This is a genomic window from Robbsia andropogonis (assembly GCF_034047095.1).
GTDB lineage: Bacteria > Pseudomonadota > Gammaproteobacteria > Burkholderiales > Burkholderiaceae > Robbsia > Robbsia andropogonis.
The window spans coordinates 66,267-93,110 of record NZ_CP139166.1; the positions used below are offsets into that span (position 1 = coordinate 66,267).

Sequence of the window (26,844 nt, forward strand, 5' to 3'; positions counted from 1 at the left end):
GGTATTGATCATGCCGCGCTTCGTCGGCATCTTCCTATTCGTCGCGAGAACGCCGATTTCAGAGCGGATGCTCGCCCAGGCGCTGTTGTAGATAGTCGATGGCGTGCGTAGCGCGGCGCGACACCGACCATTCCGCACGATGTATCAACCATAGTGTATCGATCACCGCTACGGGTGCTGTCATCACGCGAATACGTGACTGATCGGCAAACGCTTGTCGTGCATAGCGAGGGATCACCGTAAACCCCAGGCCACGGGCAACCGGTTCGAGGATCAATGCCATCTGATTGACAAAGCCCACACGCCGTAAGTTGGCGACATGCGACGCTTCGCTGAACTGTCGGCTCAGCAGGCGCTGCGCCATCGCCTGGCCATCTGGGTGATCGATAAAGCCGAGTTCCGCCAGGTCCTGCCAACTTCCTATATCCGCCTTTGCGGGCACCACCAGTTCAAGTGGCTCCTGCGCGAAATAGCGGGCCTCGATCTGCGTATGATCCGGTCGGGACGTCACGAGGCCAATCTCGCATTGGCTTTGCAACACTGCCTCCAGCGTCTCTCGATCGGACGCAAATCGATGCCGTACGGTCAGCCCCGGGCGCGCTTCCTGTAGATCCAGCAGCAGCGGGTACAACACCAGACCGACACTCCCTGGCGTCATCAGGGTGATGTCACCGTCTTCTTCATCGGCATCGGCGATGCGTTGCTGCAGGCGATGGTCCGCGCGATTGATTTCATCGTAATAATCCAGAAGCGCGCGGCCCGTGGCGGTCAACTCGATGCGGCGCGGCTTGCGGATCAACAGCGCGCCATACTCCGCTTCCAGATGCCTGAGATGCTGGCTTACCGCCGCCTGCGTCAGTCCGAGCTTTTCCGCGGTACGCGTAAAGTTGCCTAGCTTCGCCAACAGCGCGAAGGTCTTCAACCATTGCGGATTCACCATTGCCCATGCTCGACAAAGATCTGATACCCGCGCATCGTGTCAGGCACGCATACCAGCCGGGAGTGGACCGTTTCGATGCTGAATCACACGCTCGGCCAGAATGCCGAACAACAGACCCAACGTGGTCCAGACCACCGCCTGCATGCCGATCGATGCAACGCGGAATTGCCACAACGTCGATGCCGGAAACGTCGCCGGCACCTCGTTGATGGTTGGCAGGCCTCCCTGCACCGCCACGATGATCGCACAATACAGTGCACCCGCGACAATCGATCCATTCCAGTCACCCCATCGTGCCACCGCGGCACGACGCACGCTCAACGCAAAAACCATAGCGACAACCGAGATGGCGAGCATGAGGAAAAAGAGCCCGGTGCGAAAACCGATGGTTTCCGGATCGCCAATCGAAGGCGGGTTCGCCGGATACTTCAGCGTCGGCACGATGACGAGAGAGACGAAGGCCCCTACCGCCAGCCACGCCGACAATGCGCGCGGCGACTGGCCCTTTACACGACCGTAACAGAAGGCAAAGGTCAGCGAAAACAAGCCACCTACCGCTGTCCCAAAAACCAGCACGCCGGTTGCCAAGCCCAGTCCGGACTGAACATGGCGACTAATGAGTTCTTCCTCGTGATCACCGTCATGCGCATGCTCTGCCGACTCGAACGCAATGGCGCGGTTCACCTGGGGCTCCCCGACGATCTTGCCAAGCCCGAATGCGAGCAGTCCTGCGGCAATTCCCGCAACCATGCCGCGAATCAAAAGACGACCTACCATGATGACCGCCTTCGCTCAATGACAAGGGAAACCGAGCAAATGTCGGGCATCGTGGACAAATTCATGGACGTACATGCCTGGAATCAGCGATGTCGCGCCCTCCTCCGCCCCCACAAAATAGATAGCGATCAACATCAGCAGGCCGCCGAAGACGATCCAGGGCAGCAGGTCGCGCAAGGGAATCGCGGCAGGTGCGGCGCCGGCGTCCACCGGCTGGGAAAGAGCATGGTCATGCATTGTATTTCTCCTAGGGTCGTGCGCCCGTGGCGAAGATAAAAGCGGCCGCGTTTTAGGAAACGACCGTACTACAGGGGCAGGTCTGGCTACCGAAACATAATGCGCCGTGGCATGTGGTCCGGATACAGTGGCGCGACCGCGCCGGATTCCCACCGGCTTCCGCTCCCCGATTCGCGTATTCTACGGCATGGGCGTGTTTGCAGGCCGCCAGGCGTGCACTCTCATTCCGGCACGGCCTCACGAACAGCGCGCGTCGATGAACGTGCAACGCGCGCCGCAATCCGATACGCGACGAGGGACGCATAGGGAGCAACGGAAATGGCACGCGCAATTCTTATGATGGCGCACGCGTCAACACCCGCAATGCGTAAAGGTGCGTTCCCCGAGCGTGACAACGAAGCCGCGGCCCTGCTCGCGCTTCGCACGGGGAGCGCGGGCGACGCCCTAGACCAGCGCGCCATCGAAGAGTTGACGGCAACGCGGACAAGCAGGAACTTTGTCGCGTTGACTGACACTTACGTACGGGTTTGTTGCGCGCCATCGCGCATTGCCGTCGCGTCTGCCTACGGCCTCGGCTTCGCGTCGGACCAGATCACCCTCGACACGGGCTTGGCCACACCGCATCATGGCAGTTGGGCAGGCGCGAGCGCGTTGCAAATCGGTCTGGACAACCCAGTCGCTTTACAGGCATGGACCCGTGATCCGTTTTTCGCACCGCCTGGCGGTGAATCTTTCAATGCGGTCTGTCGACGCGTGACAATCTGGCTCGCCACGGTAATGAAAGACGATAGCGATCAGGCGGGCGACGACGACGAGGCTTTACCGGTATTGGCAATCGCCAGCGCGCCAGTCATACGGGCAGCAGTTCTGTTGGCACGCCGTGCCCCCATCGAGACATTTTTTCAACTGAACGTCGCACCCGCTGCGCTTTTTACGCTTTAGCAATGAATTGATGAAGCAATCGATGTCGTGTTTTTGCCAACGCAAATTGATTCTCCATACGCCGAAATACGACTATTTGTAACGGTCGTATCTGTATGCGATTACATTCGCGAGAAGCAGTTGTCTCCCGCCTCGGGGCGGGCGTACACTCGACTGCTGCCCATATTGCAGCGCATCACGCCGTATCGCCGATCGCCACGCTGCGTGCACGCTCCTCATGGCTGCATATGGGCAGTTACCCACTTTTTCCTGCCCCGAGATTGACCGATGGATTTGCCTGCATCCGACGCGCCGAAAGACCCGACCGATAACTGGCGCGGTGTCATTGCACTGGCTCTGGCCGCATTTATTTTCAACACCACGGAATTCGTGCCGGTCGCGCTGCTGAGCGATATCGGTGCGTCGTTCGACATGCCGCCTTCGGCCGTGGGACTGATCCTCACCGTGTATGCCTGGGTCGTCGCCCTGCTGTCATTGCCGATGATGTTATTGACGCGATCAGTCGAGCGCCGCAAGCTGCTGATCGCGTTATTTGTCGTCTTTATCGTCAGCCATGTCGTCTCTGGTTTTGCATGGAGTTTCCATGTGCTCGAACTGAGCCGCGTGGGGATCGCATTTGCGCACGCAATTTTCTGGTCGATCACGGCATCGTTAGCGGTCCGGGTTGCACCGCCAGGCAAGCATGTCCAGGCGCTCAGCCTGCTGTCCACCGGTACGTGTCTGGCAATGGTGCTGGGTATACCGCTGGGCCGGATGCTCGGTGAATTGGTGGGGTGGCGTTACACCTTCCTCGCGATTGCCGCGGTGGCGGCAGTGGCCGCGTACCAACTTGCTCGCGCACTGCCGTTGCTGCCGAGCGAAAATGCCGGCTCGCTGAGTAGTCTGCCAATCTTGTTCAAGCGACCGGCGCTGCTGTGCGTGTATGCGCTGACCGCGCTTGTCGTGACGGCACACTTCACCGGATATAGCTATATCGAACCGTTCGCGCACGACGTGGCGCAGTTGAGCGGCCCGATGGTCACGGCCTTGCTTTTGTTGTTCGGCGGTTCGGGTGTCATCGGTTCTTTCCTTTTTAATCGACTGAGCGGGAAATTCCCGTTTGCATTGTTGATCGGCGCGATTGTCGTGATCACGATCAGCCTGATGCTGCTGTTGCCGTTCTCCGGCAACCCTTATCTGCTGGAAGGGTTGAGCGTGTTATGGGGCATTGCCATCATGTGCTTCGGCTTGTCATTGCAGGCCAAGGTTTTGACGCTCGCACGCGATGCCACGGATGTAGCAATGGCGATGTTCTCAGGCATCTACAACGTCGGCATTGGCGGCGGCGCCTTGTTGGGTAGCGTGGTCGCGGCCCACGTCGGCATGCGATATATCGGCTTCGGCGGCGGCTTGGTCGCGTTGTTCGGCGTAGCCCTGGTCTACTACATGTCGCGCCGATTCGCACGCCAGATCGGCGCGCCGACGAGCTGACCGCGCGTTACATCCGGGGGGCGGAACCTACACCCGCCACCGCTCCCCAACCGCCGCCCAATGCGCGGATCAATGCCACCGTCGCGGCCGCCTGTACCCCTGCCAGTTGCGTCGCGGTCCGCTCCGACTGCAAGGCAGTGCGCTCAGAATCGATCACGCTCAGATAGTCGACCTCCCCCTCCGCATACTGCCGGCGAGACAGGGACGCCGCGCGCGCCGACGCCTGCACGGCAACCGCCACGGTGTCGCGCTGGGTACGCAAGATGCGCAAATCAGAGAGGCTGTCCTCTACTTCCTGAAACGCATTGAGGACCTGAGATCGATAGTTCGCCGCTTGTTCGTCAAAGCGGGCACGGGACTGCGCCAACTGCGCGCGGCGACGACCGCCGTCGAATATCGGCAAGGTCAACGCGGTACCAGTGAGTGGTCCGAGGACAAAGGCACGGCTCGACCACTTGAACAAATCTCCCAACGTCGCCGCTTCGAAGCCCGCCGTGCCAGTGAGCGACAACGAAGGAAAATACGCCGCTTTCGCTACGCCAATGCGCGCGTTCGCGGCCGCCATCGCCCGTTCCGCCGCGGCGATATCCGGCCTGCGTTCTAGCAATGAAGAGGGCAATCCCGCCGGTACGATCACATGCACCGCCTGCAATGGACTGTCCGGCATGGTGAACGATTCCGGCGTACTGCCCACCAGCACCGCCAGCTTGTGCTCGGCGCTGGCGCGCTGCCTTTCCACCGTCATCGCATCGGACTGCGCGCTGGCCAGTTCGCTGCGCGCACGGGCCACATCCAACTCGCTGATATCGCCTTCGGCAAATCGTCGCTGGACCAAATCCAGTGCCTGCTTGCGCAACGTGATCGTACGCCGCAGGACGTCACGATCAGCATCCAGCGACCGTAAGGCAAAATACTGTTGCGCGACGTCGGCCTGGAGCGTAAGCAACACCGATCGATACAGGGCATCGCTTTGCTCCGCGTCGGCACGGGCTGCCCGTACGCTATCGGAAACGCGGCCGAACAAATCGACCTCATACGATGCAGTGGCTTGGGCACGCCACAGTGTCTGCGACGGTACGGTGGCATTGTCCGACAACAACTGCGACGCCCCGGACACCTTTTCTCGCGTGGGACCAAAGCCCGCGCCCAGCGACGGGAACAGGCCCGCGCGAGCGGTGTCACGCGTCGCGCGGGATTCGTTGACCCGGGCAAACGCGGCTTGCAAGGTTGGGCTTGCCGATACGGCACGCGACTCCAGGCCGTCCAATGTCGTGTCGCCGAAGATACGCCACCATTCACCGCGTGGCAATTGATCCGACGGCGCCGCAACCTTCCACTGTGTTCTCGCGCCTGGGTCCGACACTTCCGGCGTCGTATCGGTGTCAGACGCATCGGACACCTGCGCGGCAGACTCCTTGAATGCCGTTGGCGTGCCGATCGACGGTTTCTCATAATGTGGCGCCATCGAGCATGCGCTCAACACCCATGCGGTCATGACGGACAACGCCACCGGTGGCGCCAACCGGGCGAACCGCGGCGCGATATATCGCTTGAGATAATGCATTGTCATTTCGTTTCTCTCTTCACCCGTTGCGCGCGCTCACGACGATTCATCTGCGGCTCGGCCACCGTCGCCGTTCCAGGAAGCATCCACGCCCTGGATCGCAGGATGCCGGTGATGCGTGTCCTCCAGATGCGCTTTGCGCGTAAGCTTGCGCAACACCACATAGAAAACCGGCGTCAGCATGAGGCCAAACAATGTCACCCCCAGCATGCCGAAAAAGACGGCGATCCCCATGGCATGCCGCATCTCGGAACCTGGGCCGCTCGCCAGCACCAGCGGCACGACTCCCATGATGAAAGCGATCGAGGTCATCAAGATCGGACGCAAGCGCAGGCGACTCGCCTCCACCGCAGCCTGGATGAGAGTGCGGCCCTGCATCTCCAGTTCCCGCGCGAATTCGACGATCAGAATCGCGTTCTTCGCCGACAAGCCCACCAGCACCATCAATCCGATCTGCGTGAAGATGTTGTTGTCGCCGTGCGTCAACCAGATGCCGGTCAACGCCGACAGGATGCTCATCGGCACGATCAGGATTACCGCAAGTGGCAGCACCAGACTTTCATACAGCGCGGCAAGCACCAGATACACGAGCAACACGCTGATCGGGAAGACGATGAACGCGGCGTTTCCCGCCAGTTCCTGCTGGTACGAGAGGTCGGTCCATTCGAACTTGAACCCACGTGGCAGCGTTTCCGCCGCAATGCGGCGTACCGCCGCTTGCGCTTGATCGGTCGAATAGCCCGGCGCCGGCCCGCCGTTGACGTCGGCGGCGGTATAGCCGTTGTAACGCACCACCATATCCGGACCATAGGTTGGCGTGACCTTCACGAGCGACGACAACGGCACCATGTCACCGTTCGCATTACGCGTCTGGAGCAAACCAATATCGCCGGTATTCGATCGGAAACGCGCATCCGCCTGCACACGTACTTGGTAGACACGGCCGAACTTGTTGAAGTCGTTGACGTAGAACGATCCCAGGTACACTTGCATCGTATTGAAAACATCGGTTACGGAGACACCGAGCTGCTTGGCTTTCACCCGATCGAGTTCGACGTTCAATTGCGGCACGTTGATCTGATAGCTCGAGAACGTCGGCCCCAACTCCGGCGCTTGCGCCGCGCGCTTCATGAAGGCTTGGGTCGCGTCATACAACGCGGTATAGCCCTGCGATCCGCGGTCTTCGATCTGTAGCTTGAATCCGCCAAGCGTGCCGAGTCCCAACACCGGTGGTGGCGGGAATACGGCAAGGAACGCCCCCTTGATCGTGGACATCTTGGTATTCAATTCGGCCAGAATCTTGTCCATTGGCACATGGCCGGGTCGCTTGTCGATCGGGTCCAATACGATGAACGTGATGCCGGCGCTTGACGAGTTCGTGAAGCCGTTTACCGACAAGCCCGGAAACTGCACCGCGGCCGATACACCGGGCACCGTCAATGCAATGCGGCCCATTTCCTGCACCACTTCCTCGGTGCGATCCAGCGACGCGCCATTTGGCAACTGCGCGATGGCAACCAGATAGAGCTTGTCCTGTGCCGGTACGAAGCCCCCCGGCACGGTCTTGCCCATGAACACCGTCGCACCAAGCAGGACCGCGTACAACATCAGCATCACCGCCCTGCGTCCGATAATGCGCGATACGCCACGCCCGTATTGTTCGGAGCCGCGATGAAATACCTTGTTGAATATCCGGAAAAAGCCACCGAATAATCGATCCATGACACGCGTCAACCAATCCTTCGGCTCATCGTGTCCTTTCAGCAGCATGGCCGCCAAGGCCGGTGACAACGTCAGCGAATTGAATGCCGAAATCACCGTCGAAATCGCGATGGTCATCGCGAATTGCTTGTAGAACTGCCCCGTAAGGCCTGACATGAAAGCCAGCGGCACAAACACCGCCACCAAGGTCAGCGCGATGGCGACAATCGGACCACTGACCTCCTGCATCGCACGATAGGTCGCGGCTTTCGCCGAGAGACCGGCGGCAATATTTCGTTCAACGTTTTCGACAACAACGATCGCGTCATCCACCACGATACCGATGGCCAGCACCAGACCAAACAGTGACAAGGCGTTGATCGAATAGCCGAACGCGAGCAACAGGGAGAACGTGCCGATGATCGACACCGGTACTGCCAGCAACGGAATGATCGAAGCACGCCACGTCTGCAGGAAAACAATGACGACCAGGACCACCAGCGCGATGGCCTCGATCAGGGTATGCATCACGGCATGAATACTGGCGCTGACGAAACGCGTGGGATCATAGACGATGTCATAGGACAAGCCCGGCGGAAAGTCGGCCTGCATGTCCTTCATCTCGGCGCGGACCTGATCGGCAATTTGCAGCGAGTTGGCACCGGGCTGCTGATTGATTACGACGGCCACCGCGGACTTCGTGTTCAGGAAGGCGCGCAGACCATACTCGGAAGCCCCCAATTCGACACGTGCCACATCCTTCAAATAGGTAACCGCCCCATCAGGCGACGTTTTCAGGATGATGTCGCGAAACTCGTCCTCGCTGCGCAGTCGACCTTGCGCGTTAACATTCAACTGCAATGGCGTGTTGCGCATCGAAGGCGATTCCCCGATCACACCTGCAGCCACCTGCACGTTCTGTTCGCGAATCGCATTGACAACATCGGTCGCGGTCATCCCCTTCTCCGCCACCTTCTGCGGATCGAGCCACACGCGCATCGCATAATCGCCGGCACCAAAAATCTGCACTTGTCCTACGCCTCGAATACGCTCAAGCCGATCCTTCACATTGATTAATGCGTAGTTACGCAGATAAGTGGAGTCGTAACGGCCACTCGGCGATATCAGATGGACCAGCAAGGTAATGGTGGGAGATGCCTTGATCGTCGTCACCCCCAGGCGCTGCACGTCGTCCGGCAAACGTGGCAAGGCCTGGGAGACACGGTTCTGCACCAGTTGCTGCGCCTTGTCAGGATCCGTACCGAGCTTGAACGTGACCGTGGTTGTCATATTGCCGTCGCTGTTAGCCTGCGACTGCATATACAGCATGTTTTCCACGCCATTGATCTGTTCCTCCAATGGTGCGGCAACGGTCTCCGCAATCACTTTCGGATTCGCGCCCGGGTACTGCGCATGCACGAGCACGGACGGCGGCACCACTTCCGGATACTCGGAGATAGGCAACTGGAACACGGCGATCAAGCCGCCGAGCAGGATGATCGCGGACAGGACACCCGCGAAGATCGGTCGATCGATAAAAAATTTTGAGATATTCATCTGGGCGCTCCGGCGTCCTTGTTTGCGGCTATCGGCGGCAACGCGTTGCCGCGCGATCAGGGCTGCGCTTGCGCGACGGTTTGCTGCTTTGCCGTGTCCGGCTGGTCACCCGATGGCAACATCGCAACGAGATGTACCGTCACCGGCGTATTCGGCCTCACACGCTGCAACCCTTCCACGACAATGCGTTCACCGGCGTCCAATCCCGAAGTGATCACGCGTAGGCCGTCGTGTTCGCCTCCGGTGTGTACTTCGCGGTACTGGGCCTTGTTGTCCTTGTCGACCACAAGCACGTACTGCTTGTCCTGATCGGTGCCGATGGCGGCATCGCTGATCATCACGGCCGGATGCGGCTTGCCCCCACCTACCGCCACGCGAGCGTACAACCCCGGTAACAAGACACCGTCGGCATTATCGAAACGTGCGCGTACGCGTATCGTTCCAGAGCGTGTATCCATGCGGTTATCGATCGAATCGATAACCCCGGTGCGGGAATAGCCGTCTTCGCTGGCCAAGCCAAGACGGACGGGAACCGCCTGTTCCCCCGCGGCATTTCGCGCGTTCTGACTGAGGTATTGCAGATAGGTCTGCTCGTCGACATCGAACGACGCATACATTGGCGACACGGATACCACTGTCGTCAGCAACGGCGCATTTGCGCCCGCTGACACGATATTGCCGACGGTCAGTTCGGCACGCGACAGCCGCCCGCTGATGGGCGCCTTGATCTGCGTATACGACAAATCGATGCGGGCTGCCGAGACCGCTGCCTGGGCTGCTTTTACATCGGCATCCGCTTCCAGCTCCGCGTTGTGCTTCTGGTCGACGTCACGCTTTGCAATGGCATTGTCGGCGATCAAGCGCTGCGCCCGCGCCGCATCGCTCACTGCATAGCCTTGTCGCGCACGTGCCGCGGCGAGTTGTGCAACCGCCCGGTCGAGTGCGGCGGCATAAGGCCTTGGGTCAATCGTAAAAAGCGGGGCTCCCCGCTTGACCATCGCGCCATCCTTGAAATGCACGGCGACAATCGTGCCTCCCACCAAAGGCCGGACATCGACATGATCAACGGCTTGAAGACGACCGGAATAGCGTTGGAAGTCCGTGATCGTGCGTGCCACCACGGGCGCGACATCGACCTCTGGCGGTGGTGGCACGGCCGTCGCGGCATGGGCAACGGTTGTAAGTGCCAGTGGGGCGTTCAACCGATGGGCCAGGTTAAGGGCGAAAACGACGACGGCGAGGGCGCCAACCCCCAGGATCGCGCGTTGTTGATGCTTTGTCAGAGACATGGTCGCTTCCAGTAAAGGCGGTTATGCGAAATTTCGTGCATTGAAATAGCAATGCATACCGCGCCGGTGTCGCGGCGCGGTATGGGGACTCGCGCATTGTGCGAAAAATTGGCATCGGGATAAATTGCGCCAATTACGAACACAATTTATAATCCGCGAACAATCTTCCACCGTGAGGCGCGATATGGACCGATTTCAGGCGATGCAGGTATTTACGCGTGTGGTGGAGATGAGCAGCTTTTCGCGTGCTGCGGATGCGCTGAACATCCCGCACGCGTCGGCGACGACGTTGATCAAGAAACTGGAGGCACACCTCAACGTACGCCTGTTACAACGCACCACCCGGAAGCTGAATCTGACGCCGGAGGGCGCGCAGTACTACGCGCATTGCGTTCGGATATTGGCCGATATTGAGGACGGCGAGCACGCTGTATCACAAAGCACGCAAGGTCCACGCGGCGTGTTGCGGCTCGATATGCCCGGCGCGATCGGGCGCCGCTTGATCATGCCGCGCCTGCCCGCTTTTCGCGAGCGCTATCCCGACATCGAACTGATGATCGGGTTCAGCGACCGTCCTGTCGACCTTATCCAGGACGGTGTGGATTGTGCGATCCGTGTAGGAGAATTGGCGGATTCGACTCTTGTGGCGCGCAAGCTCGGATCCCTGGACATGCTGACCGCGGCCAGTCCGGATTACCTGGCATTGTACGGCCGGCCGCAGTCGCTAGCGGCGCTGGCGCAGCATCGCGCCGTGCGCTATTTTTCGCATCGGACCGGGCGGATGCTGGATCTGGTTTTCGAAGACGGCGCGCGATTGCACGAGATCAAGATGCGGAGCACCTTGTCGTTCAATGATGCCGAGGCCTGTATCCTGGCCGCCGTGGAGGGCGCGGGACTTGTGCAATCCACGCGATTCCTGCTTGCACCTTATCTGCGCTGCGGAGCCTTGACCGAAGTGCTGACGCATCTGCCGCCGCCGTCGCAACCGATTTCGGTCGTGTATCCCCAAAATCGGCATCTTGCATCGAAAGTGCGCGTCTTTGTTGACTGGATCGCGGAGGTGTTTGCTAACTGCACGGAGCAGGACTGTGAACGGCAAACGCAGGCGCACATCGAACAACAGGCCCTTTACGCGTGATGGCCCCGACGTTGCCAGCCGGTTTATCTCAAAAAAAGAAACTCGCGCAAGATGCGCTGGCGCGTATCAAATTAGATGACGTCGAGCGCGGATGCTGACGCTTTACGGCGACGCTTTGGCGTGCGTTCGACCCTATCCTTTTTCGCCGGATGTATAGCCGATGCCGATAGCTTGTCTGTTTCAAACGCCATTGCAACCACGTCTTTAGAAGGGCACGACTTGAGAGCGTGGAGCAGACAGTCCAGTGTTTTCTCCGCGAGACGTGCTTCGAATCCCCGCTGCGCGTCTTCCAGCACGCTCTGCATGCAGTCTTTGATATTAACGCTGATCAGGCAGCGCGACTCCACCGGATAGGTATGCATGCACGAGGTGGGGGGTGCTTCACTCGCACGATAAATATCTAATAACGTAATGGATTCCGGCGCGCGGCCAAGTCGGCAAGCGCCGTTACGTCCGCGAGTGGCACTCACGAGACCGGCTTTGGTCAACCGTGACAACGTCCGGCGCACGAACGTCGGTTCCGCGTTGATGCTCTCAGCGAGCTCGGCGGAACGAACCTCGGCGCCTTCGTGATAACCAAGCGAGGCAAGGATATGCACGGCGATCGAGAATTGGACATTTTTGGTCGACATAAGGTTATGATAAAGATCACAATTTCAAGCTGTCAAGGCGGGTTCGCGCAAGACGCTATTACGAGATGTTGCGCCGCCGCCATTTGCGCGTGATGTCGGGCGTCTCGACGACGGTCGGCCTCTTTCCGAATCGTTGTTGATCTGTCATATTTTGTCAGTCTTGCAAATCTGTTTACATGCATACTCGCGATGCGACAATTGCCGTGATCCTGGAGCTAATAAAGGATGGACAAAGAAGCGCGCTTCGCATTGGCGGTCTCATGGATCCGCGAAGCTGATGGGCTGTTGATTACCGCTGGCGCTGGAAATGGGGTCGACTCCGGTCTACCCGAATTCCGCGGCGACGAAGGATTGTGGCGGGCCTATCCGCCGTTGCGTGAGGCGAGGCTGTCGTTTGAACAGATTGCAAATCCCGCTGGATTTTCGCGGCATGCGACGTTGAGCTGGGGCTTCTATGGGCACCGGCTAGCGCTGTATAGAAACACCGTTCCGCACGAAGGCCATGGCCGAATGCTGGAGTGGGCGGCGAAGATGACGCATGGCGCGTTTGTATTCACCAGCAATGTCGATGGTCAGTTTCAAAAAGCCGGTTTCGACCCGTCACGCGTGGTCGAATGCCATGGATCGATCCACGCCATGCAATGCGTCGAACCGTGCTGCTACCGTTCGTGGTCGGCTGACGATTTTGTTCCCGATGTTGATGCATCGCGCTGCGAGCTACGCAACGCATTGCCGCGCTGCCCATTTTGTGGCGGCCTCGCGCGCCCAAACGTTCTGATGTTTAGCGATTGGCATTGGGTCAGTGCATCCACTGAACACCAGCAGGCGGCATTGACGGAATGGTTGGCGAAGGTCAAGAAGCCGGTAGTCATTGAATTGGGGGCAGGGACGGCTGTCCCAACAGTACGTCATTTCAGCGAACGGATGGGCCAGAGGATCATTCGGATCAATCCGCGCGAGTTTTCCATCCCGCCCACATTGGGCGTCGGCTTCCAGCAATCGGCCTTGGCGGGTCTGCAGCTATTAGACGCCCAGATAAAACTCGCGGAATAGTGGCCGGGACCACACGAATGCGTTGTGGTCATCGTGGCGGTCGCGCTCTGGCTCCTGGGCAGCCGGCTGACTGAAGCCCATGGTCGCACTGCGCATGGCAGGTGCATGCGTATGGTCATATCGCCGCGATCAGACGGTGACATCTCCTTTTGTGACATGCACCTCTGAAGGTGCTTGAATTTCCGCACTGTTCATAGTTCACTTGAACTCTATTGCTGACCTGTTTGTTTTGCCGCGATTCATTTTCTCATGACGACCTCGTGACAGAGGTCGTGCCACGTATCCTTGTCCCTGCCCGCCCCGCCACGCATGCCCGTTACCTCGCGCGGCGCGTGGATTCGTTCACCTATCGCATCACGACGAGACCGCCGCGCTGCTCAATAGCCGACGCGATCACGGGCAGCATCGTGCCCCGCTAGCGCACGTCGATGTGCGTTGATCGTGGTCTTTGATCGCAAACCGAGTTGGCGCTGTAACCGGTCTGTCGGCGTCGCGGCGATCAATGCCGTTCGGGTATAGGTATGCCGGCAAACGCCCGTCCGAATCTGACGCAGTAGCGACGCAAGTATCGGCTCGTCATTTTCGATGGATTTGGCCACGGCCTCGACAAACTCAGTGATCGCTCGCGCGAGCGCCGATGCGTGCATTGGTATGCCGACACGTGCGCGATCGAACACACGGCCTTTGTCCGGCGATGCGGGCAGACCATCGGATCCAACCGCCCTATCCGGTTGCGAAGATCTGTATCGTTCACTCGCTAGCGGCATGAACAGCGGAAGATCATGATGATGCAAACCAGTTGTGCTGACCTCACCGCGCATCTCGATATACCGGCGCAGCGCCGCGGTGACCCACGACGGCAGATCGAGAATACGGGTAGTGGCGCTCCGAATCACTTTTTTTCTTACCTCTGACGCTATCGCTATCGTGCAAACACCGGAGGCATCCCGCGGAAAACGCACGTCGCGCAGTCGCAATGCGCTGATCTCCTCCAAACGAAGTCCCGCGGCATGAGAAAGCGCAAGCATGCAGAACGCTCGATGGTCGCGCTCCCTATCGGATTGTTTGGCAAATGCCATCAATGCTTGCCATGGCATGGCCGCAACAACACGCTCAACGCGTACGGGAATGCGGGTATCAACGCCAATCGCCACCCGCGCTCTGCGTTGCTGCGCATCGGCGACAGACGACGATGATGAAGCAAGACGTGGCGCGACGGCATCGCGCCACGCTCGCCATGGATCGGTATGAAGATAGCCTACGGTGACGAGCCATCGGAACAGCGCTTTCAGAACATTGCTCGCTGTTGCGCGGCTGCTCTCGGTCAGCGGGCCGGCAAACGGACGCCATCGCACCGACCACCGCGGCGTATGACGCGCCGCAATCCACGACGCCGGCGGCGCCATGATGAAGTCGCGATATGCGGCAATATCCTCTGCATTCAGCGATGACAGCGGTTTGCCGCGTTCCACGATGGACCACAGCAGAATACGTTCGGCCTGTGTACGATACGCCCTTCGTGTGTGCGCTGAACCGGCTTGTGCGTCCAACCAGATGCATATCGCCGCGACATCCGTCTCGGCGGCAATGGACCGCTCGGCATTCAGACTGCGATTAGTCCCTTCGCTCCCCGACAACGCCGCTGGCAAGCCTTGACTTGCCAGGGTTTCGATCGGAACAATCGCGCCACGCGCTGGAATAGCCACTGACGCCGTGAAGCCCCCTTCCGCACAATGCCGCGACACCAACCCGCCTAAGCTCATTGCGTTTGCCTGTACCCAGCGTACGATGCGCGCCGCGCCGATCGGTCCAAGATGCGGAATATCGCGATACCAGCGCACGCCATTCCCGTTGATCGTTTCGCATAACTGTGCAAGCGTTGCTATGCCTGCACGGTGCATTCGCATGACGACATTCGCATCAAACCATCCGTCGACGGCATGCCCTGGCTGTGGGGCATCCACGGAGATATGCTGCAAACGGCGCAACGCGGCAAGACGTCGCTCTCGTAGGCGCGCGGTTTTCGCCGCCCGACGATTGTCGGCTTTCGGATGGTGCTCACGATACAGCCCAATGAGTTCGGCCTCACCGTACACATTGTCTGGATCGACCTGCGCGGCAAAATCTGTCAACGACGGTGTGAATGAAGCGTCCGCGTGATCATCATGGTGCTCAAGTGATTTCGGGAGTCGCAACAGCCGCAACGCTTCCCAATCACCGTTGCGACGGGCGGCCGCGGCGAATTCGTCCTGCAACCATCGTAATAACGCACGGACACGACGCGGATCTCGTCCGCAATCCAAATAGCGATCCGCAAGAGCGGCCAGATCAAGCGCGTCCGGACCTTCCAAATAGGCACGATAGAACGCGAAATGCGAATTCTCCAATCGTCTTGTGCTTAATGGCATTTCACGGGCCCTATGGATGTCCTTTATCTCATCGCGATCACCAAAGATCGCTACTCACCTGCGGAATCCCTTACCTGGCGAGGGATTCCGGCTGAATGATGAGAAATTGCTTGAAGTTCACATAAAAAACGTCGTACATGATTATATTCGATAATGCATGAATGAAAGTGAATCAATCGCAGTTGTTGGGGATGCATCTGATGGCACGATTTGAGACGCATAAATGATGCATCGCCGTTACGCCCAGACGTTCCAGAACTTTTTGAGGAACGGCAAATTGAATGTATAGCGTACGGTTTGTTTACCCGGGTAAACAAACCGCAACGAGGAATCCAAAGCAAAGAGATTTTGCCGATTCAAAGCTTCTGGCTACTGGGTCTGCCTGGTTTGTTCGCCAATCAGGGCGTGCTCGCTACTCTTTTTTTGGCCCACGCTTGTCTTTGGTCCCCAGACTTCAGCATGAATGTACATGTCGAGATCCCCCAGCGTCGCGCGGCTAAATACGGGGGCTCTGATGCCGGCTTTACGCTGCATACGATAGTCGTGCCATGCAATAACGATATAGCGAGACAACAGAACAACCGCGGCAATATTAATAAACGCCATGAGAGCGGTACTGATGTCAGCCAAACTCCATACTAGAGGCAAGCTAGATAGCGCCCCTGTCATCACCGCGCATACAACGGCAAGTCGGAACAGATACAACGCCGCAGGATGCTTGGTCAGGAAGTCGACATTCACTTCGGCATACGCGCAATTCCCCAAAACGCTAGAGTAGGCGAGAAAGAATAGCGTCACCGCCATATAGGGCAAGCCCCATTCGCCTACATGAACGGCCATTGCCCGCTGTGTTAACGACGCCCCTACCATCCCGCCGCCGGGTTCAAATGCACCGGACAGCAGGATAAGGGCCGCGGTCCCGGTACAGACGATCATTGTGTCAAAACAGACACCCAGCATCTGTAGTAAGCCCTGTTGAACGGGGTGTTTTGCAGTCGCGACCGCGGCGGCATTGGGTGCGCTTCCCATTCCAGCTTCATTTGAAAACAGACCGCGACGAACTCCCATCATGACCGCCTGGCCCACGGCATATCCTGCGGTGCCACCTGCCGCCTGCTCCACGCCAAATGCGTGCCGATAGATTGTTCCTAAGACGCTGGGAATGGCTTCAAAATTGACGAGAACCACATAGCCCGATAGACCAATATAGATCAGCGCCATCAGCGGCACGATGTATTGGGCACTCAACGCTATACGGCGGATACCTCCGAAAACAATCGGGATGGTGATCAACACGAGGCCTATGCCGACGGCCATCTTAGACCAGCCAAACGATGTATGAAAAGCGTCCGCGATCGAGTTCGCTTGAACGGTATTCAATGCAAAGCCGAATGCAAAAATCAAGGTAGCAGCGAAAATATTTCCAAGCCATTTTGCCTTTAGTCCATCGCGTATGTAGTAAGCGGGCCCGCCACGGAAAGTGTGATCGCGATGTGGAACCTTGAATATTTGAGCAAGGGTGGATTCTCCAAAAGCGGATGCCATACCCAATAACGCTGTCATCCACATCCAGAAAATTGCCCCTGGACCGCCCATTGATAGCGCTACAGCAACACCGGCGATATTTCCTGTACCTACTCGACTCGCCAAACCGGTTGCAAACGCCTGGAAAGGAGTGATGCCGCGCCCTGCACCCGTTCCGCTTCCGGCCATTACGCGTAAGCTCTCGAACAAGGCACGTATCTGGACGCCACCAAATCGATAGGTGAAGAACGCACCCGCGCCTAAAAGCGTTGCCACTAAAGCCATCCCTGACACGGCATCAGCGAGTTCACCAGTCCATCTCAACAACAAAGAATCCACACCATCTCTCCTCGCTTTTAGTTGACCAAAAAGTGCCAACAACGGAGGAAGCCTGTCCGACGTAGGCCCGCTCGCATAGAGGAGATGCTTGATTTCCGACTATTCTCATGACAGGCGGTGGCACTTTCTGTGACTGGCGAGATTTCTACATGGATGAGACATGAAATATGTTGTCCGGGATAACGTGATCACCGATCCGCATAGGCGACAATGGTGTGTGGCGTTGTTTACCCGGGTAAACAACTTCAGGATCTTTGGTTAAAGCAGACGGTGTTAACGCGCCGTCACTCGCTTCGTTGGCGCAAGGATGTATATGGATGAGGGAATTCCTCTGTCATCAATAGGCGCGGAACCGCTGTCTCTTCAAGGGAGCGCTTCGCGCTTCTGCGTACGATGCATTTTATGCAGATATCCGCTCGTTCTTTTAAGCGAAGGCAACTCGATACGAATAGGCGGCGCATGTGAGTGAATAGATCATCGGAGCTCGTGTGGCGTTTTATCCCGGATATTTCAGCCGATGATGCGAAAGAGGGCAATGCCATATTGATCCGTCGGGTCTCGCCTTCGCCAGGAAAATATATCGGCATATGCAGGAGACGAGATGAGCGCTTTTTTGGGTAGTTGCTACCGTACCGGCTTCTTCTTTTTGTCGACGGTTTTAATCTAGAACGCGATTTCGATGTTGCTCCATTTAATCAAGCAACGAGATTCTCGGGACGCAGGGCGAACGACAAAAACGCGAACGGAGGGGTTTATTTGGCGGCGCGTCGACAGGATTCGGCTATGTTGATTCAAAACTTTATACGCAATCAATGCGAATGCCAACTCCGTGCCGCTAGGCTCGACGATCCGGTACGAACGACGCAAATGTTTGACCTTCCGGCAAAATACGTAACGACCGCAATTAGACATCACACACCGAATTTTGAACAATTTGCGCGGCTCTGTAGGGTCCCGTCAGCAAATACCCTCGGCATGGATTCCAGAACAATTCCCTGCCGAAAACGTCGTTGTTGGCCCCCTATTGCTTGATGTTGAATCCCGCTTTGCATGGCGTATTCGGCATTGTTTACCCGGGTAAACAGGCTAAAGCGACCCCTCCTAACTACGTCCAAGTCCTACTGGGTAAAGCGATAGTAGATGCGACGAAGTCGGGATTAACCACGCGTATCGCCTGACATCGTTCCATCGGGCCATTTCGCACGGCATACCCCGCAAGCGACTCTATCGCTTGAACACGCCGCTGACCCGTATCGCAATCGGCAGCCTGCCGCCATATCGGACAAAGAAAATACACATTGCAACAACACCCTTTGCCGCTCACGATGACGCTCAAGATTCGCATTAGTGAAAGGGCATTGGATCTTGCCCCGATATAGGTTTCCGTATTCCTTAGCGTGCAAGACGCGCTTTGCAAGACGCCTAGTACCACGACCCTTGCTGGATAACAACTTCACAAAGATGGCCCACTGGATCACTCATCGTTTGTTTACCCGGGTAAACAAATGTCGGAAGGTGACAACCAAATCGAATCGCCCGATGCTTGATTAACGTTCGGACACCTGCAAGCGAGGACGTCTATGTGATGCACTCCCCAGATGCCCATGCTGTACGTTTCAACATCTAGGCGCGCAGGTGTAACACGGATATGGTCACACGCTACTTTATCAATCTGCAATACAACCCACGCCGCTACATAAGAGGTGCTCTTAATTGAGCAACTTATAAATTCGTTTACCGGGGTAAACAAAGCGGCCATCAAGGCGGCAGGCTTCCTAACGGGCGACAAGTTCGATTGTTTGACTGTCACCCCCAACCGCTGACATGCCTCAGTCAAATTCCTCGTGATAAAAATTCGCGTTTTTCCATTGGGAACGCTGTCACATTGTGCGGCGCAGATATGCAAGGCAAGTTTTCGATCGGGCTCCCACATGTTTACCCAGGTAAACATTTTCGCACTCGACCAGTCCTACCGATGAGTGTTTAACCTAGCGCCGTAGTAAATGCAGTATGGTGGTCAGCCAATCCCAGTGACTGGCATCCTTAGGTTTCTCGAGGACCACAGGAGGACACCGTGATGGCTGACACTTCCAATACTACGACTGACGTGCATTTCCTTGCAATCGATGTTGCAAAGCAATGGAACGCTGTGTTGATCGAAACCGCGACCGGTATGAAGCATCGCTTCAAGATGGCAAACTCCGCTCAGGATTTTGACCGGCTTATCCAATTCATTCAAAGCCTTGGAGGTCGGTGTAAAGGTGCACTGGAGCCGACCGGCGATTACCACCGCCCAATAGCTCATCGACTTTTGATGGCCGGTGTCGATCTTGTCAGTGTGTCTTCGGTCGCACAGGCTCGCTACCGCGAGGCCAAATTCAACTCATGGGATAAAAATGATCCCAAAGACGCCTCAGTGATTCTGGATATGCTGAAACACGGCATCGTGCAGCAATACGTTGACCCGATGATCGCTGGCAACCATGATCTGCAAGAGCTGTCCAAGACTTACTTCCAGATATCGAGGTTGCGAACACGCGTTCAGCATTCAATCATCAATCACCACGTCCCTCTGTACTTTCCGGAGATGTACAAGTACTGGAGCAGCAGCCGCAGTGAGTGGTGGATACGATTCATGCTGGAATTTCCGACGCCGGCTCATGTGCAACGGCTGACGCGAGAAGAGTTTGTAAAAGCGGCGTGGGACCTTGTCGGTCGCAAGGTCGAGAAGACCCAAAAACTAGGTGAAATCTGGGACATGTCACAACAGTCAGCTGCGCTGCCGCATCACCCAGACAGCCTAGCCGTAGAAACATTTCGACTGTCACTTCGGCAACTTCAGCACTTCAACGAAGCGCGTACGAGTTTGGAGGAGCGTGCCGAAGCGGCATTATTGAACAATGCCGACTACGAACGTTTGCGAACGTTGCCAGGTATTGGTCCGATCATCGCACTTACCATTCTCGCGGAAGCGGGTGATTTGCGCCGATTCCGCCATTATCGGCAATTCCTGAAATATTGTGGCCTTGATCTGGCCAAGCATCAGTCTGGAACGGCACGAGGTCGTGAGCAGTTGTCCAAACGTGGAAACGCGAGACTGCGCTTGGCATTTTGGATGGCAGGCACTGTCGCAGTTCGCCTACGTGAGAATTCATTTAAAGATAAATACGATCGATATATCAAGTCCGATCCTGGCAACGCCGACTTAAAGCGCAAAGCCCTCACTGCTGTTTGCGCGAAGATGGCGCGAGTCGCACACGGAATGATTAAAACGAACCGTCCGTATCAGCGGTTCTTTGAACAAAGCTTACCCAGCGGATCGATCCCTCTCTGCAGGGCCGTTGAGGCACAGCAGCAAGTGACCTCGTAGATAATGATTGGACCTTCCGCTGGGCCCTTATGCTGTTTTAAGTAACGTGAAGATCGAGGTGCGGGCATCTCGAATCTTGTTTCTACTATGGTGAGCTGGGCGAGCCCGTTACAGAGCGGAAGACCGCTAGGAATGTTGCAGGACGCGCTCTTTTAAATGTGCGACGAGCGAAATCTCGCCGCCAGGGGATGCTGTAACTTTTTTGTCTGAGCCTATTGCATTTAGTACGTTATCTCGTCCCTAAAATGCAAAAGGCACCACGAGGGTGCCGTTAAAGTTGGTACACAACCACATTAATCAGATTTTTCCAATTCCTGGAGAAACGACCGAACCGCCTGAAGTTTGTTATTGTCAAATCGCCGTCGATCAATATCAATGCGCACAGCATCTTCCGATTCGGTCCATTGACACGCTCCAATGTTTACCCGGGTAAACTGCTTGACTGGCAGGTTGACGAGTGTTTCAAACACTGATCGCGCGGGCAACGACCTTCCTTTTACTCGCTGGGCCGCCTGAGAAACTGCTTCAGCATCAACGTCGAATACCTTACGCAACGTCGCTGCCCATTTGGGCTGAATATCATTCGGCGAAGGAAAAGCTTCCACGATCACCTTAGGCAGATCTGCAAGTGCACTATAGCGACTCAGCAAACCGCGTGTCTTCCCCAGCACGGCCGCTACTTCGGACCAATTTTTGTACAGCTTCAAATCAACCGCCCGCCGATAGTGCATCGCCATCTCGTAAGCAGACAAATTTTTCCGTTGCTCGTTTTCCCGGCTCATTTCCTCAAAAAGCTCTCGATCACTCATCGATTCGGTGATTGTTGCCAGCACCGGAAGATCCAGCTCTAGGCATGCACGGTGGCGTCGGTGGCCCCATACCAACTCGTACGACTCACCAGCGCGTCTAACTTTGATCGGCTGGATATTACCGCCTGCATTGGCGATTTCCGCTTTGAGCGCGGCGAAGTCAGCATCGCGAAACGAATCTTCGATCCGGTTTGCGAATCGGGAAAGGCGAACTTGCTTTGCATCAATCTTTCGCGTGGGCAACGCGCCATCGTACTCAGCCAAACGCACTTTCGCCTCTGACAAATCCCGCTCCGCCCGCTCTAATTCACCGGTGAAATCAGACACTGTGTTCATCGCAACACGTGGTGCACGACGAGAGAAGGTCGGCAGAACATCGGTTCCCAGGGCCGCGGCCGCCAAACGGGCAGCCTCTTCGCGTTGTTTGCTCATCCTTCAACTCCGACTGTCTGGTTGGCCCAAATCCGGCGAATCTGACTCTCTAATTGCTCGACAGCGGCGTCATAGGCCACGCGAGCGTTTTCGTAGGTTTTCGCACTACCCACGTACTTCTCAATATCGTAGACGGTTGAAAACTTGGTCCCGGACGAACTCGTCACGACTGTCTTGGGGATTTCACAAGTCATCAGCTTGTCTCCATAAGCGACCTTGATCCATTCACGTACGACGCTTTCGTTGACGTTGCCCTTACCCTCGGTCATACACAGCAGGACGTCGATAAACTTCCAGGTCTTTTGACTTCCCGTCTGCTCTGCGATGGTGGTCGCCAATCCGGAGAACAAGGTCCAAAACTGACTGGAACTTGCAAAGTCCATGCCGCGTGGCGGCATCGGCATCACCAAGCCATCAGCGGCATAAAAGGCATTCAGTGACAGATACGACAACGTGGGTGAGGTATCAATCAGAATGACATCATAAATATTCCGTAACGATTCCAACCCACTGTTGATAACGTCATAGAATTGAAACCCCGGCTCTCGACGTGATTGGCGGCTTGGAATATGGAATTCCGCTGCAAACGCGACAGGCGCGCAGGCGACCACATCAATACCGTCCCAGTAAGTTTGGCGCACGGCGTAATCAAGCGATGTCTGCTCGCCCGCGCATAGCGACAACACCGTATCCTCCTCTTGAACCTGCGTGTCTGGAAGATAGCCGCAAAGACTAGTAAGCGATCCCTGCGGGTCCAGATCTACACATAAGACGCGATATCCGAGCAAAGACAGTCCTTGGGCCATGCACATGGTGGTCGTCGTCTTGCTGACGCCCCCTTTGCTGTTCCCAGTCGTGATGACCACTGCCTTATCGCCAGACTTGCGCTTGTAAGATCGGTTATAGGCACGCGCCCATACTCTCGCCTCGGCTAGCGTAAAATCGCGTTTGGACCTGTTCATCTCGGTCCCGGGCGGTAAGTCACCCTTCGCCAGCCGCCGGGCAAATGCGCTCCGATCAAGGCGGCACAGCGCCGCCACTTGCTTGATCGAAAAAATGGGCGACTTTTTGATGTAGTCTGGCGAAAAAATACTATTCCGCACGCGCTCGACGACATCCGCCACACGGTTGGCTTGCTCTTCGATGTCATCGATCGTATATTCGGACCGCAGAGGCTCTATCATTTTTTAATTCCGATCAGAAATTTCACTTCTGGCATAAAAAAGTGATCGGAACTAGAATACCCGATTATGCCCACCGAATGAAGTGGAAATGGCTACACGGAACCTTGCGAACCTGATCTCGCCCGAATTCTTCTCGCAACCGTCCGCCGATAGCGCGGAACGGAAAGAATCCGTGCTTGAGGTCGTCGAACGGCTGCAGCGTACTGCCGCGGCGCGTAAGAATGCGCCAACCCAAAGTGGATCACTTGCACGACGCGTCCAGATTCCTTTATGGTCAGAGGAACATCGCCCCGTGCTGCACGACTTGGTTCGCTCGGCGCTTTTTACATGCGGACAAAAAGAAGCGCGGCGTAATCTGAAGGGACAACCCGTCTATGCGCTTGAACATCTCCGCATTACGTACACGGGTGAAGAGCTGCGCCAGCGCGACTACGACGTCTATTTGCAAATACTGCATCTCGCGCGCGGATCGACCGTCGATAACCGCCAAGAATGGGTAGAGTTCGATGGCCGTCAAATGATCAAAGCGCTGGGATGGACCCATAATTCCCGTAGTCTGACCGAACTCCGTGCCACTATTCGCCGACTGGTTGCCTGCGCTTTGGAAGTAACTCGGGCACCCTCGAAGAACAACGTTGAGGTGGTGTATGGCGGGGCGTTGCTGTTAAAGTACGCTGGCGTAAAAGAATCGAACGTTGAAGACGTGACCTTGTGGAAAGTACAAATCAACTCGGACGTTGCTGCACAATTGCGTCCTGGTGATTACACCCGCATCGATTGGACAATGCGCGCAAAGCTGTCGCCACTTGAAAAGTGGTTGCACGCCTTTTATGCAACTAATCAGGCGCCATATCCGATGAAGGTCGAAACGATTTACAAGTTGTGTGGATCACGGATGGCAGAGCTGAAGTCTTTCAGAAAAGCGTTGAAGGCGGCGCTTGCAAGCTTGGTTGATGTCGGATTTCTGACGGATTGGCAATTAGACGAAACCGATAAGATCAAAGTGGTTCGTAGTCAAATGGTCACCGGCGACGGTGCCCAGCCCGTCTTGTCTGTTGCGCCAGTTCAGAATTTAATCTAAATGGCCTTGAAACGGGCCGCTTGACATCCTCCTGCGGCCGAATTCCGACCACGGCCGAATCAGATAGCTCTTTCGAACGCCAGCACTTTTTACGGTCTGGCGCCGTCAAGCGTCTTGTATAAGTCAATTACTCCCCGCCACTCCGCGATAGACGAGGGTCGCCTATCCGTGCGCCATGAAACAGACGCAATCTTGTGTCTGAACATCACAAAATCCTTTCCACCGAACTTTGAGCCGGCGCGACCTGGCCGCAAAAGCTAAAAACAGCCGGGATTTGCTGTCTAGATACATCGTAGTAGGGCTTTACAGGCAAGATTTGGCTGTTTTACGGTTAAGCCCGGCGGTCGCCGTGCACAATGGCGCTGCCACGAGCACTGCCTGCGTGAACAAGCCTGCTGACGATGTATCACTTTGATCCAATTACCAATTTATCTATACGCGTCTAAGTCAAATACTCACCTCGGTGCGCCCCCCTTCGACCAGGGAGATAGGAATACCGATTTCAAACGACGTAAAGCACTGTCGCCGGATCAAAACCGGTTGCTATTGCGATGCACTTAGCCAAACACAGGTAGGGTCATCCGCTTAATGCGAATATTTAGTCAAATACTCACCTCATACGGGTGCTTTATGCCATGAATCTTAGTCAAATACCCACTATCACCGCTGGCGCAGCGCCATCAATCGAGTCAAATACTCACCAAACAAAAAATATGAGACGCAAATTCAAGTCAAATAGTCACCCGTCGACTTCCGGGTTGGTGACCATTTGACTCGATACCACTCACAATCAAGGCATGCGTTTGCAATTTGTGATTGCCGACTTGAGTCAAATGGTCACCAAAGCCAACGAAACCACCGGAATGCGGCAAATTACGGGTAAACACGTGTTCGTGCGCCAACGAATGCGCAATCAGCCTGCGGGAAGCGGTTTGCTGTTGAAGTTATCCACAGCTTGAAGTCAATTACTCCCCACTCTGCGTCAAATGATCACCGGTGAACGTCAAATACTTCCCCGAACGAGTCAAATGCTCCCCAAATCTCGTCAATTAGTCACCGGCGAACAATTTAACTATATGATTCTAAGAGAATTAATCGATGATCTGAGAGGAACTAGAAGGTTTTAAGAAGGGTTTTAGTAGTTTTTAGTTTACCTTCTTCAATAGACAGGAACCCCAGCCCCAAACCGTACATCTTGCATGATTTCCCTAAGACGGGCCTCCAAGCGGTTCGGTTGCTATACGCTTCCATGTGAAGGTACGACAGTCCTCACACGCATTTTCGACAATCTGCAGATCCCGACAAATAAGGATCCGATTGGCCTCTCCTGTGGAAAACCGCTTGATGGAGAGGCTTCCTATTACGTGCAGTTGTTATGCCAGTGTGCAAAAACGAACCTTGCGCGTTTCCGTTTACCTTACGAGTAAGCAAAGCGATGCCGGTAAATCCAAATCCGTATGGTTATATCCGTCAGATCGTTTTAGTTTGCTTTGCGTGCAGGGAACTACGTGCCATGACTATCTCTAACAGCAGGTTGTCTCAGCGGGTGAGAATATTGTCGTTCTGTAATCGACACATGTAGAAATGGATGTTGATCACGATATATTTGTTAGTTGCACAATAATACTTTGATAGATGTCGAAATACCTGCTGGAACGTCAACGTTCAGCATTTGCAAGGCTGGAGTGAGAAAACGCTGCGGTGGGAGGAGGCGATGAGAGAGCACGAGTGAAAAGCTTTCGTGGTGACACGTGGAAGAAGGGCGACTGTTAATCGATTTGAGAGGTCAATACCAGGGCACGACCATACCAACGTTCTGCGCCTGGTGTCCGTTGGTACGGTCGTATGCAACACGTCAGATAACCGTATTGGAGCCGTAAAGCGAGGATGAGGGTTAGCTGGTTTTCTGGAGCGATAGAGATAGGGATAAGCGCGCCAATTGAAGCGAAAACACCGAACCAAACGCGATATCTCAGATCAGGAACGCATTGCGGTCTTTACCAGCAATCCAACGGGGCGCTTTCCCGCGTCCGGACCAGGTCGCCCCGCTTTCAGGATCGCGAAAGCGGGGTGCAACCGGACCGCGTGGGGCGCCGCGACCTTTGGTCGCCGTTTCGCCGTTCCGCTTAGTCAGTCCAAGGTCCTGTAATGTCAGGTTATACAATCCAATCAATTTCTTGACTTCCATGATTGCGGTTAACTTCGCATCTTTACGCACGCGGTCGATTTGCTGGTCAAGCTCTTCACGCTGCTCAAGCAGTTTTGCGAGATCTATACTATTCATGGATCAATAAAAATAATCGTTTGGTTCAATGAAGGATACATGAATGAGCAGCGCAGTGTGTAACGTAATGTAGTCGCGCCAGTCTCTTAATCTAGCCTAAAAGCGTCGAGAAA

The 26,844-nt window shown here is 56.0% G+C and carries 19 protein-coding genes; 7 read left to right on the plus strand and 12 right to left on the minus strand.

Going from position 1 to position 26,844, the window contains the following annotated elements; genetic code table 11:
• Positions 1 to 58 precede the first annotated feature (58 nt).
• From SJQ66_RS05525 to SJQ66_RS05535, 3 genes are read right to left on the minus strand one after another with little or no spacing between them, the layout of a single operon-like run.
• Entirely contained in the window at positions 59 to 940 is an 882-nt protein-coding gene (locus tag SJQ66_RS05525; protein ID WP_024904233.1) for a LysR family transcriptional regulator, read from the minus strand.
• A 39-nt stretch (positions 941 to 979) separates the two neighbouring features.
• The gene (locus tag SJQ66_RS05530; RefSeq protein ID WP_253463963.1) at positions 980 to 1,717 is read right to left on the minus strand and encodes a CbtA family protein; all 738 of its coding nucleotides are present in this window, start codon (positions 1,715 to 1,717) and stop codon (positions 980 to 982) included.
• A gap of 15 nt (positions 1,718 to 1,732) precedes the next feature.
• Entirely contained in the window at positions 1,733 to 1,954 is a 222-nt protein-coding gene (locus SJQ66_RS05535; protein WP_046152119.1) for a CbtB domain-containing protein, read from the minus strand.
• A 318-nt stretch (positions 1,955 to 2,272) separates the two neighbouring features.
• Here SJQ66_RS05535 and SJQ66_RS05540 point away from each other — a divergent pair, with 318 nt between their 5' ends.
• Both SJQ66_RS05540 and SJQ66_RS05545 read left to right on the plus strand, forming a co-directional pair.
• Positions 2,273 to 2,896 (plus strand): histidine phosphatase family protein, encoded by a 624-nt coding sequence (locus SJQ66_RS05540; protein WP_081765002.1) that lies wholly within the window; start codon positions 2,273 to 2,275, stop codon positions 2,894 to 2,896.
• A 267-nt stretch (positions 2,897 to 3,163) separates the two neighbouring features.
• The gene (locus tag SJQ66_RS05545) at positions 3,164 to 4,366 is read left to right on the plus strand and encodes a sugar transporter (protein ID WP_096335585.1); all 1,203 of its coding nucleotides are present in this window, start codon (positions 3,164 to 3,166) and stop codon (positions 4,364 to 4,366) included.
• Between the two features lie 7 nt (positions 4,367 to 4,373).
• Here the strand turns inward: SJQ66_RS05545 and SJQ66_RS05550 are convergent, their stop codons facing one another.
• The 3 genes from SJQ66_RS05550 to SJQ66_RS05560 are packed head-to-tail and all read right to left on the minus strand — an operon-like array spanning position 4,374 to position 10,477.
• A complete protein-coding gene (locus SJQ66_RS05550) occupies positions 4,374 to 5,930 on the minus strand; it encodes an efflux transporter outer membrane subunit (RefSeq protein ID WP_081765005.1) in 1,557 nt (518 codons plus the stop codon).
• A gap of 36 nt (positions 5,931 to 5,966) precedes the next feature.
• Positions 5,967 to 9,188, minus strand: coding sequence for an efflux RND transporter permease subunit (locus tag SJQ66_RS05555; RefSeq protein WP_024904227.1), 3,222 nt, complete (start codon positions 9,186 to 9,188; stop codon positions 5,967 to 5,969).
• 56 nt (positions 9,189 to 9,244) lie between these two features.
• Positions 9,245 to 10,477 carry an efflux RND transporter periplasmic adaptor subunit gene (locus SJQ66_RS05560; protein ID WP_320534063.1) on the minus strand — a complete coding sequence of 411 codons (1,233 nt, stop codon included), beginning with the start codon at positions 10,475 to 10,477 and terminating at the stop codon, positions 9,245 to 9,247.
• A gap of 184 nt (positions 10,478 to 10,661) precedes the next feature.
• Here SJQ66_RS05560 and SJQ66_RS05565 point away from each other — a divergent pair, with 184 nt between their 5' ends.
• Positions 10,662 to 11,615: a LysR family transcriptional regulator gene (locus SJQ66_RS05565; protein WP_024904225.1), complete on the plus strand. Its 954-nt coding sequence runs from the start codon at positions 10,662 to 10,664 to the stop codon at positions 11,613 to 11,615.
• Positions 11,616 to 11,686: 71 nt separating this feature from the next.
• Here the strand turns inward: SJQ66_RS05565 and SJQ66_RS05570 are convergent, their stop codons facing one another.
• Complete coding sequence (locus tag SJQ66_RS05570; RefSeq protein ID WP_024904224.1) at positions 11,687 to 12,247, minus strand: RrF2 family transcriptional regulator; 561 nt, start codon at positions 12,245 to 12,247, stop codon at positions 11,687 to 11,689.
• A 225-nt stretch (positions 12,248 to 12,472) separates the two neighbouring features.
• Between SJQ66_RS05570 and SJQ66_RS05575 the strand changes: the two genes are divergently transcribed.
• The gene (locus SJQ66_RS05575) at positions 12,473 to 13,300 is read left to right on the plus strand and encodes an SIR2 family NAD-dependent protein deacylase (protein WP_024904223.1); all 828 of its coding nucleotides are present in this window, start codon (positions 12,473 to 12,475) and stop codon (positions 13,298 to 13,300) included.
• Positions 13,301 to 13,677: 377 nt separating this feature from the next.
• Here SJQ66_RS05575 and SJQ66_RS05580 read toward each other — a convergent pair whose 3' ends face one another.
• Both SJQ66_RS05580 and SJQ66_RS05585 read right to left on the minus strand, forming a co-directional pair.
• A complete protein-coding gene (locus tag SJQ66_RS05580) occupies positions 13,678 to 15,687 on the minus strand; it encodes a phage integrase family protein (protein WP_320534064.1) in 2,010 nt (669 codons plus the stop codon).
• 390 nt (positions 15,688 to 16,077) lie between these two features.
• The gene (locus tag SJQ66_RS05585; RefSeq protein ID WP_320534170.1) at positions 16,078 to 17,517 is read right to left on the minus strand and encodes an alanine/glycine:cation symporter family protein; all 1,440 of its coding nucleotides are present in this window, start codon (positions 17,515 to 17,517) and stop codon (positions 16,078 to 16,080) included.
• Between the two features lie 2,131 nt (positions 17,518 to 19,648).
• Here SJQ66_RS05585 and SJQ66_RS05590 point away from each other — a divergent pair.
• On the plus strand, positions 19,649 to 20,941 hold the full coding sequence (locus SJQ66_RS05590) for an IS110 family RNA-guided transposase (RefSeq protein WP_046154612.1): 1,293 nt from the start codon (positions 19,649 to 19,651) through the stop codon (positions 20,939 to 20,941).
• A 293-nt stretch (positions 20,942 to 21,234) separates the two neighbouring features.
• On the opposite strand, the gene SJQ66_RS05595 is transcribed toward SJQ66_RS05590, so the two are convergent.
• On the minus strand, positions 21,235 to 22,182 hold the full coding sequence (locus tag SJQ66_RS05595) for a ParB/RepB/Spo0J family partition protein (RefSeq protein WP_024904220.1): 948 nt from the start codon (positions 22,180 to 22,182) through the stop codon (positions 21,235 to 21,237).
• Positions 22,179 to 23,366 (minus strand): AAA family ATPase, encoded by a 1,188-nt coding sequence (locus SJQ66_RS05600; protein ID WP_024904219.1) that lies wholly within the window; start codon positions 23,364 to 23,366, stop codon positions 22,179 to 22,181. Before SJQ66_RS05600 ends, SJQ66_RS05595 begins: the two co-directional genes overlap by 4 nt.
• 172 nt (positions 23,367 to 23,538) lie before the next feature.
• Here SJQ66_RS05600 and trfA point away from each other — a divergent pair, with 172 nt between their 5' ends.
• Together trfA and SJQ66_RS05610 are read left to right on the plus strand one after the other, a co-directional pair.
• On the plus strand, positions 23,539 to 24,447 hold the full coding sequence (trfA, locus tag SJQ66_RS05605; protein WP_236693364.1) for a plasmid replication initiator TrfA: 909 nt from the start codon (positions 23,539 to 23,541) through the stop codon (positions 24,445 to 24,447).
• Between the two features lie 797 nt (positions 24,448 to 25,244).
• Complete coding sequence (locus SJQ66_RS05610; RefSeq protein WP_320534065.1) at positions 25,245 to 25,406, plus strand: hypothetical protein; 162 nt, start codon at positions 25,245 to 25,247, stop codon at positions 25,404 to 25,406.
• 1,013 nt (positions 25,407 to 26,419) lie between these two features.
• Here SJQ66_RS05610 and SJQ66_RS05615 read toward each other — a convergent pair.
• Positions 26,420 to 26,731: an H-NS histone family protein gene (locus tag SJQ66_RS05615; RefSeq protein ID WP_024904217.1), complete on the minus strand. Its 312-nt coding sequence runs from the start codon at positions 26,729 to 26,731 to the stop codon at positions 26,420 to 26,422.
• Between the last annotated feature and the right edge of the window lie 113 nt (positions 26,732 to 26,844).

Coding starts and splice junctions, on each gene's coding strand:
- SJQ66_RS05600 (WP_024904219.1), bottom strand. CDS start 23,366: ATGATAGAGCCTCTGCGGTCCGAATATACGATCGATGACATCGAAGAG.
- SJQ66_RS05590 (WP_046154612.1), top strand. CDS start 19,649: ATGGCTGACACTTCCAATACTACGACTGACGTGCATTTCCTTGCAATC.
- SJQ66_RS05530 (WP_253463963.1), bottom strand. CDS start 1,717: ATGGTAGGTCGTCTTTTGATTCGCGGCATGGTTGCGGGAATTGCCGCA.
- SJQ66_RS05575 (WP_024904223.1), top strand. CDS start 12,473: ATGGACAAAGAAGCGCGCTTCGCATTGGCGGTCTCATGGATCCGCGAA.
- SJQ66_RS05570 (WP_024904224.1), bottom strand. CDS start 12,247: ATGTCGACCAAAAATGTCCAATTCTCGATCGCCGTGCATATCCTTGCC.
- SJQ66_RS05525 (WP_024904233.1), bottom strand. CDS start 940: ATGGTGAATCCGCAATGGTTGAAGACCTTCGCGCTGTTGGCGAAGCTA.
- SJQ66_RS05540 (WP_081765002.1), top strand. CDS start 2,273: ATGGCACGCGCAATTCTTATGATGGCGCACGCGTCAACACCCGCAATG.
- SJQ66_RS05610 (WP_320534065.1), top strand. CDS start 25,245: ATGCGTTTGCAATTTGTGATTGCCGACTTGAGTCAAATGGTCACCAAA.
- SJQ66_RS05565 (WP_024904225.1), top strand. CDS start 10,662: ATGGACCGATTTCAGGCGATGCAGGTATTTACGCGTGTGGTGGAGATG.
- SJQ66_RS05535 (WP_046152119.1), bottom strand. CDS start 1,954: ATGCATGACCATGCTCTTTCCCAGCCGGTGGACGCCGGCGCCGCACCT.
- SJQ66_RS05585 (WP_320534170.1), bottom strand. CDS start 17,517: ATGGCTTTAGTGGCAACGCTTTTAGGCGCGGGTGCGTTCTTCACCTAT.
- SJQ66_RS05595 (WP_024904220.1), bottom strand. CDS start 22,182: ATGAGCAAACAACGCGAAGAGGCTGCCCGTTTGGCGGCCGCGGCCCTG.
- SJQ66_RS05545 (WP_096335585.1), top strand. CDS start 3,164: ATGGATTTGCCTGCATCCGACGCGCCGAAAGACCCGACCGATAACTGG.
- SJQ66_RS05615 (WP_024904217.1), bottom strand. CDS start 26,731: ATGAATAGTATAGATCTCGCAAAACTGCTTGAGCAGCGTGAAGAGCTT.
- SJQ66_RS05550 (WP_081765005.1), bottom strand. CDS start 5,930: ATGCATTATCTCAAGCGATATATCGCGCCGCGGTTCGCCCGGTTGGCG.
- SJQ66_RS05560 (WP_320534063.1), bottom strand. CDS start 10,477: ATGTCTCTGACAAAGCATCAACAACGCGCGATCCTGGGGGTTGGCGCC.
- SJQ66_RS05555 (WP_024904227.1), bottom strand. CDS start 9,188: ATGAATATCTCAAAATTTTTTATCGATCGACCGATCTTCGCGGGTGTC.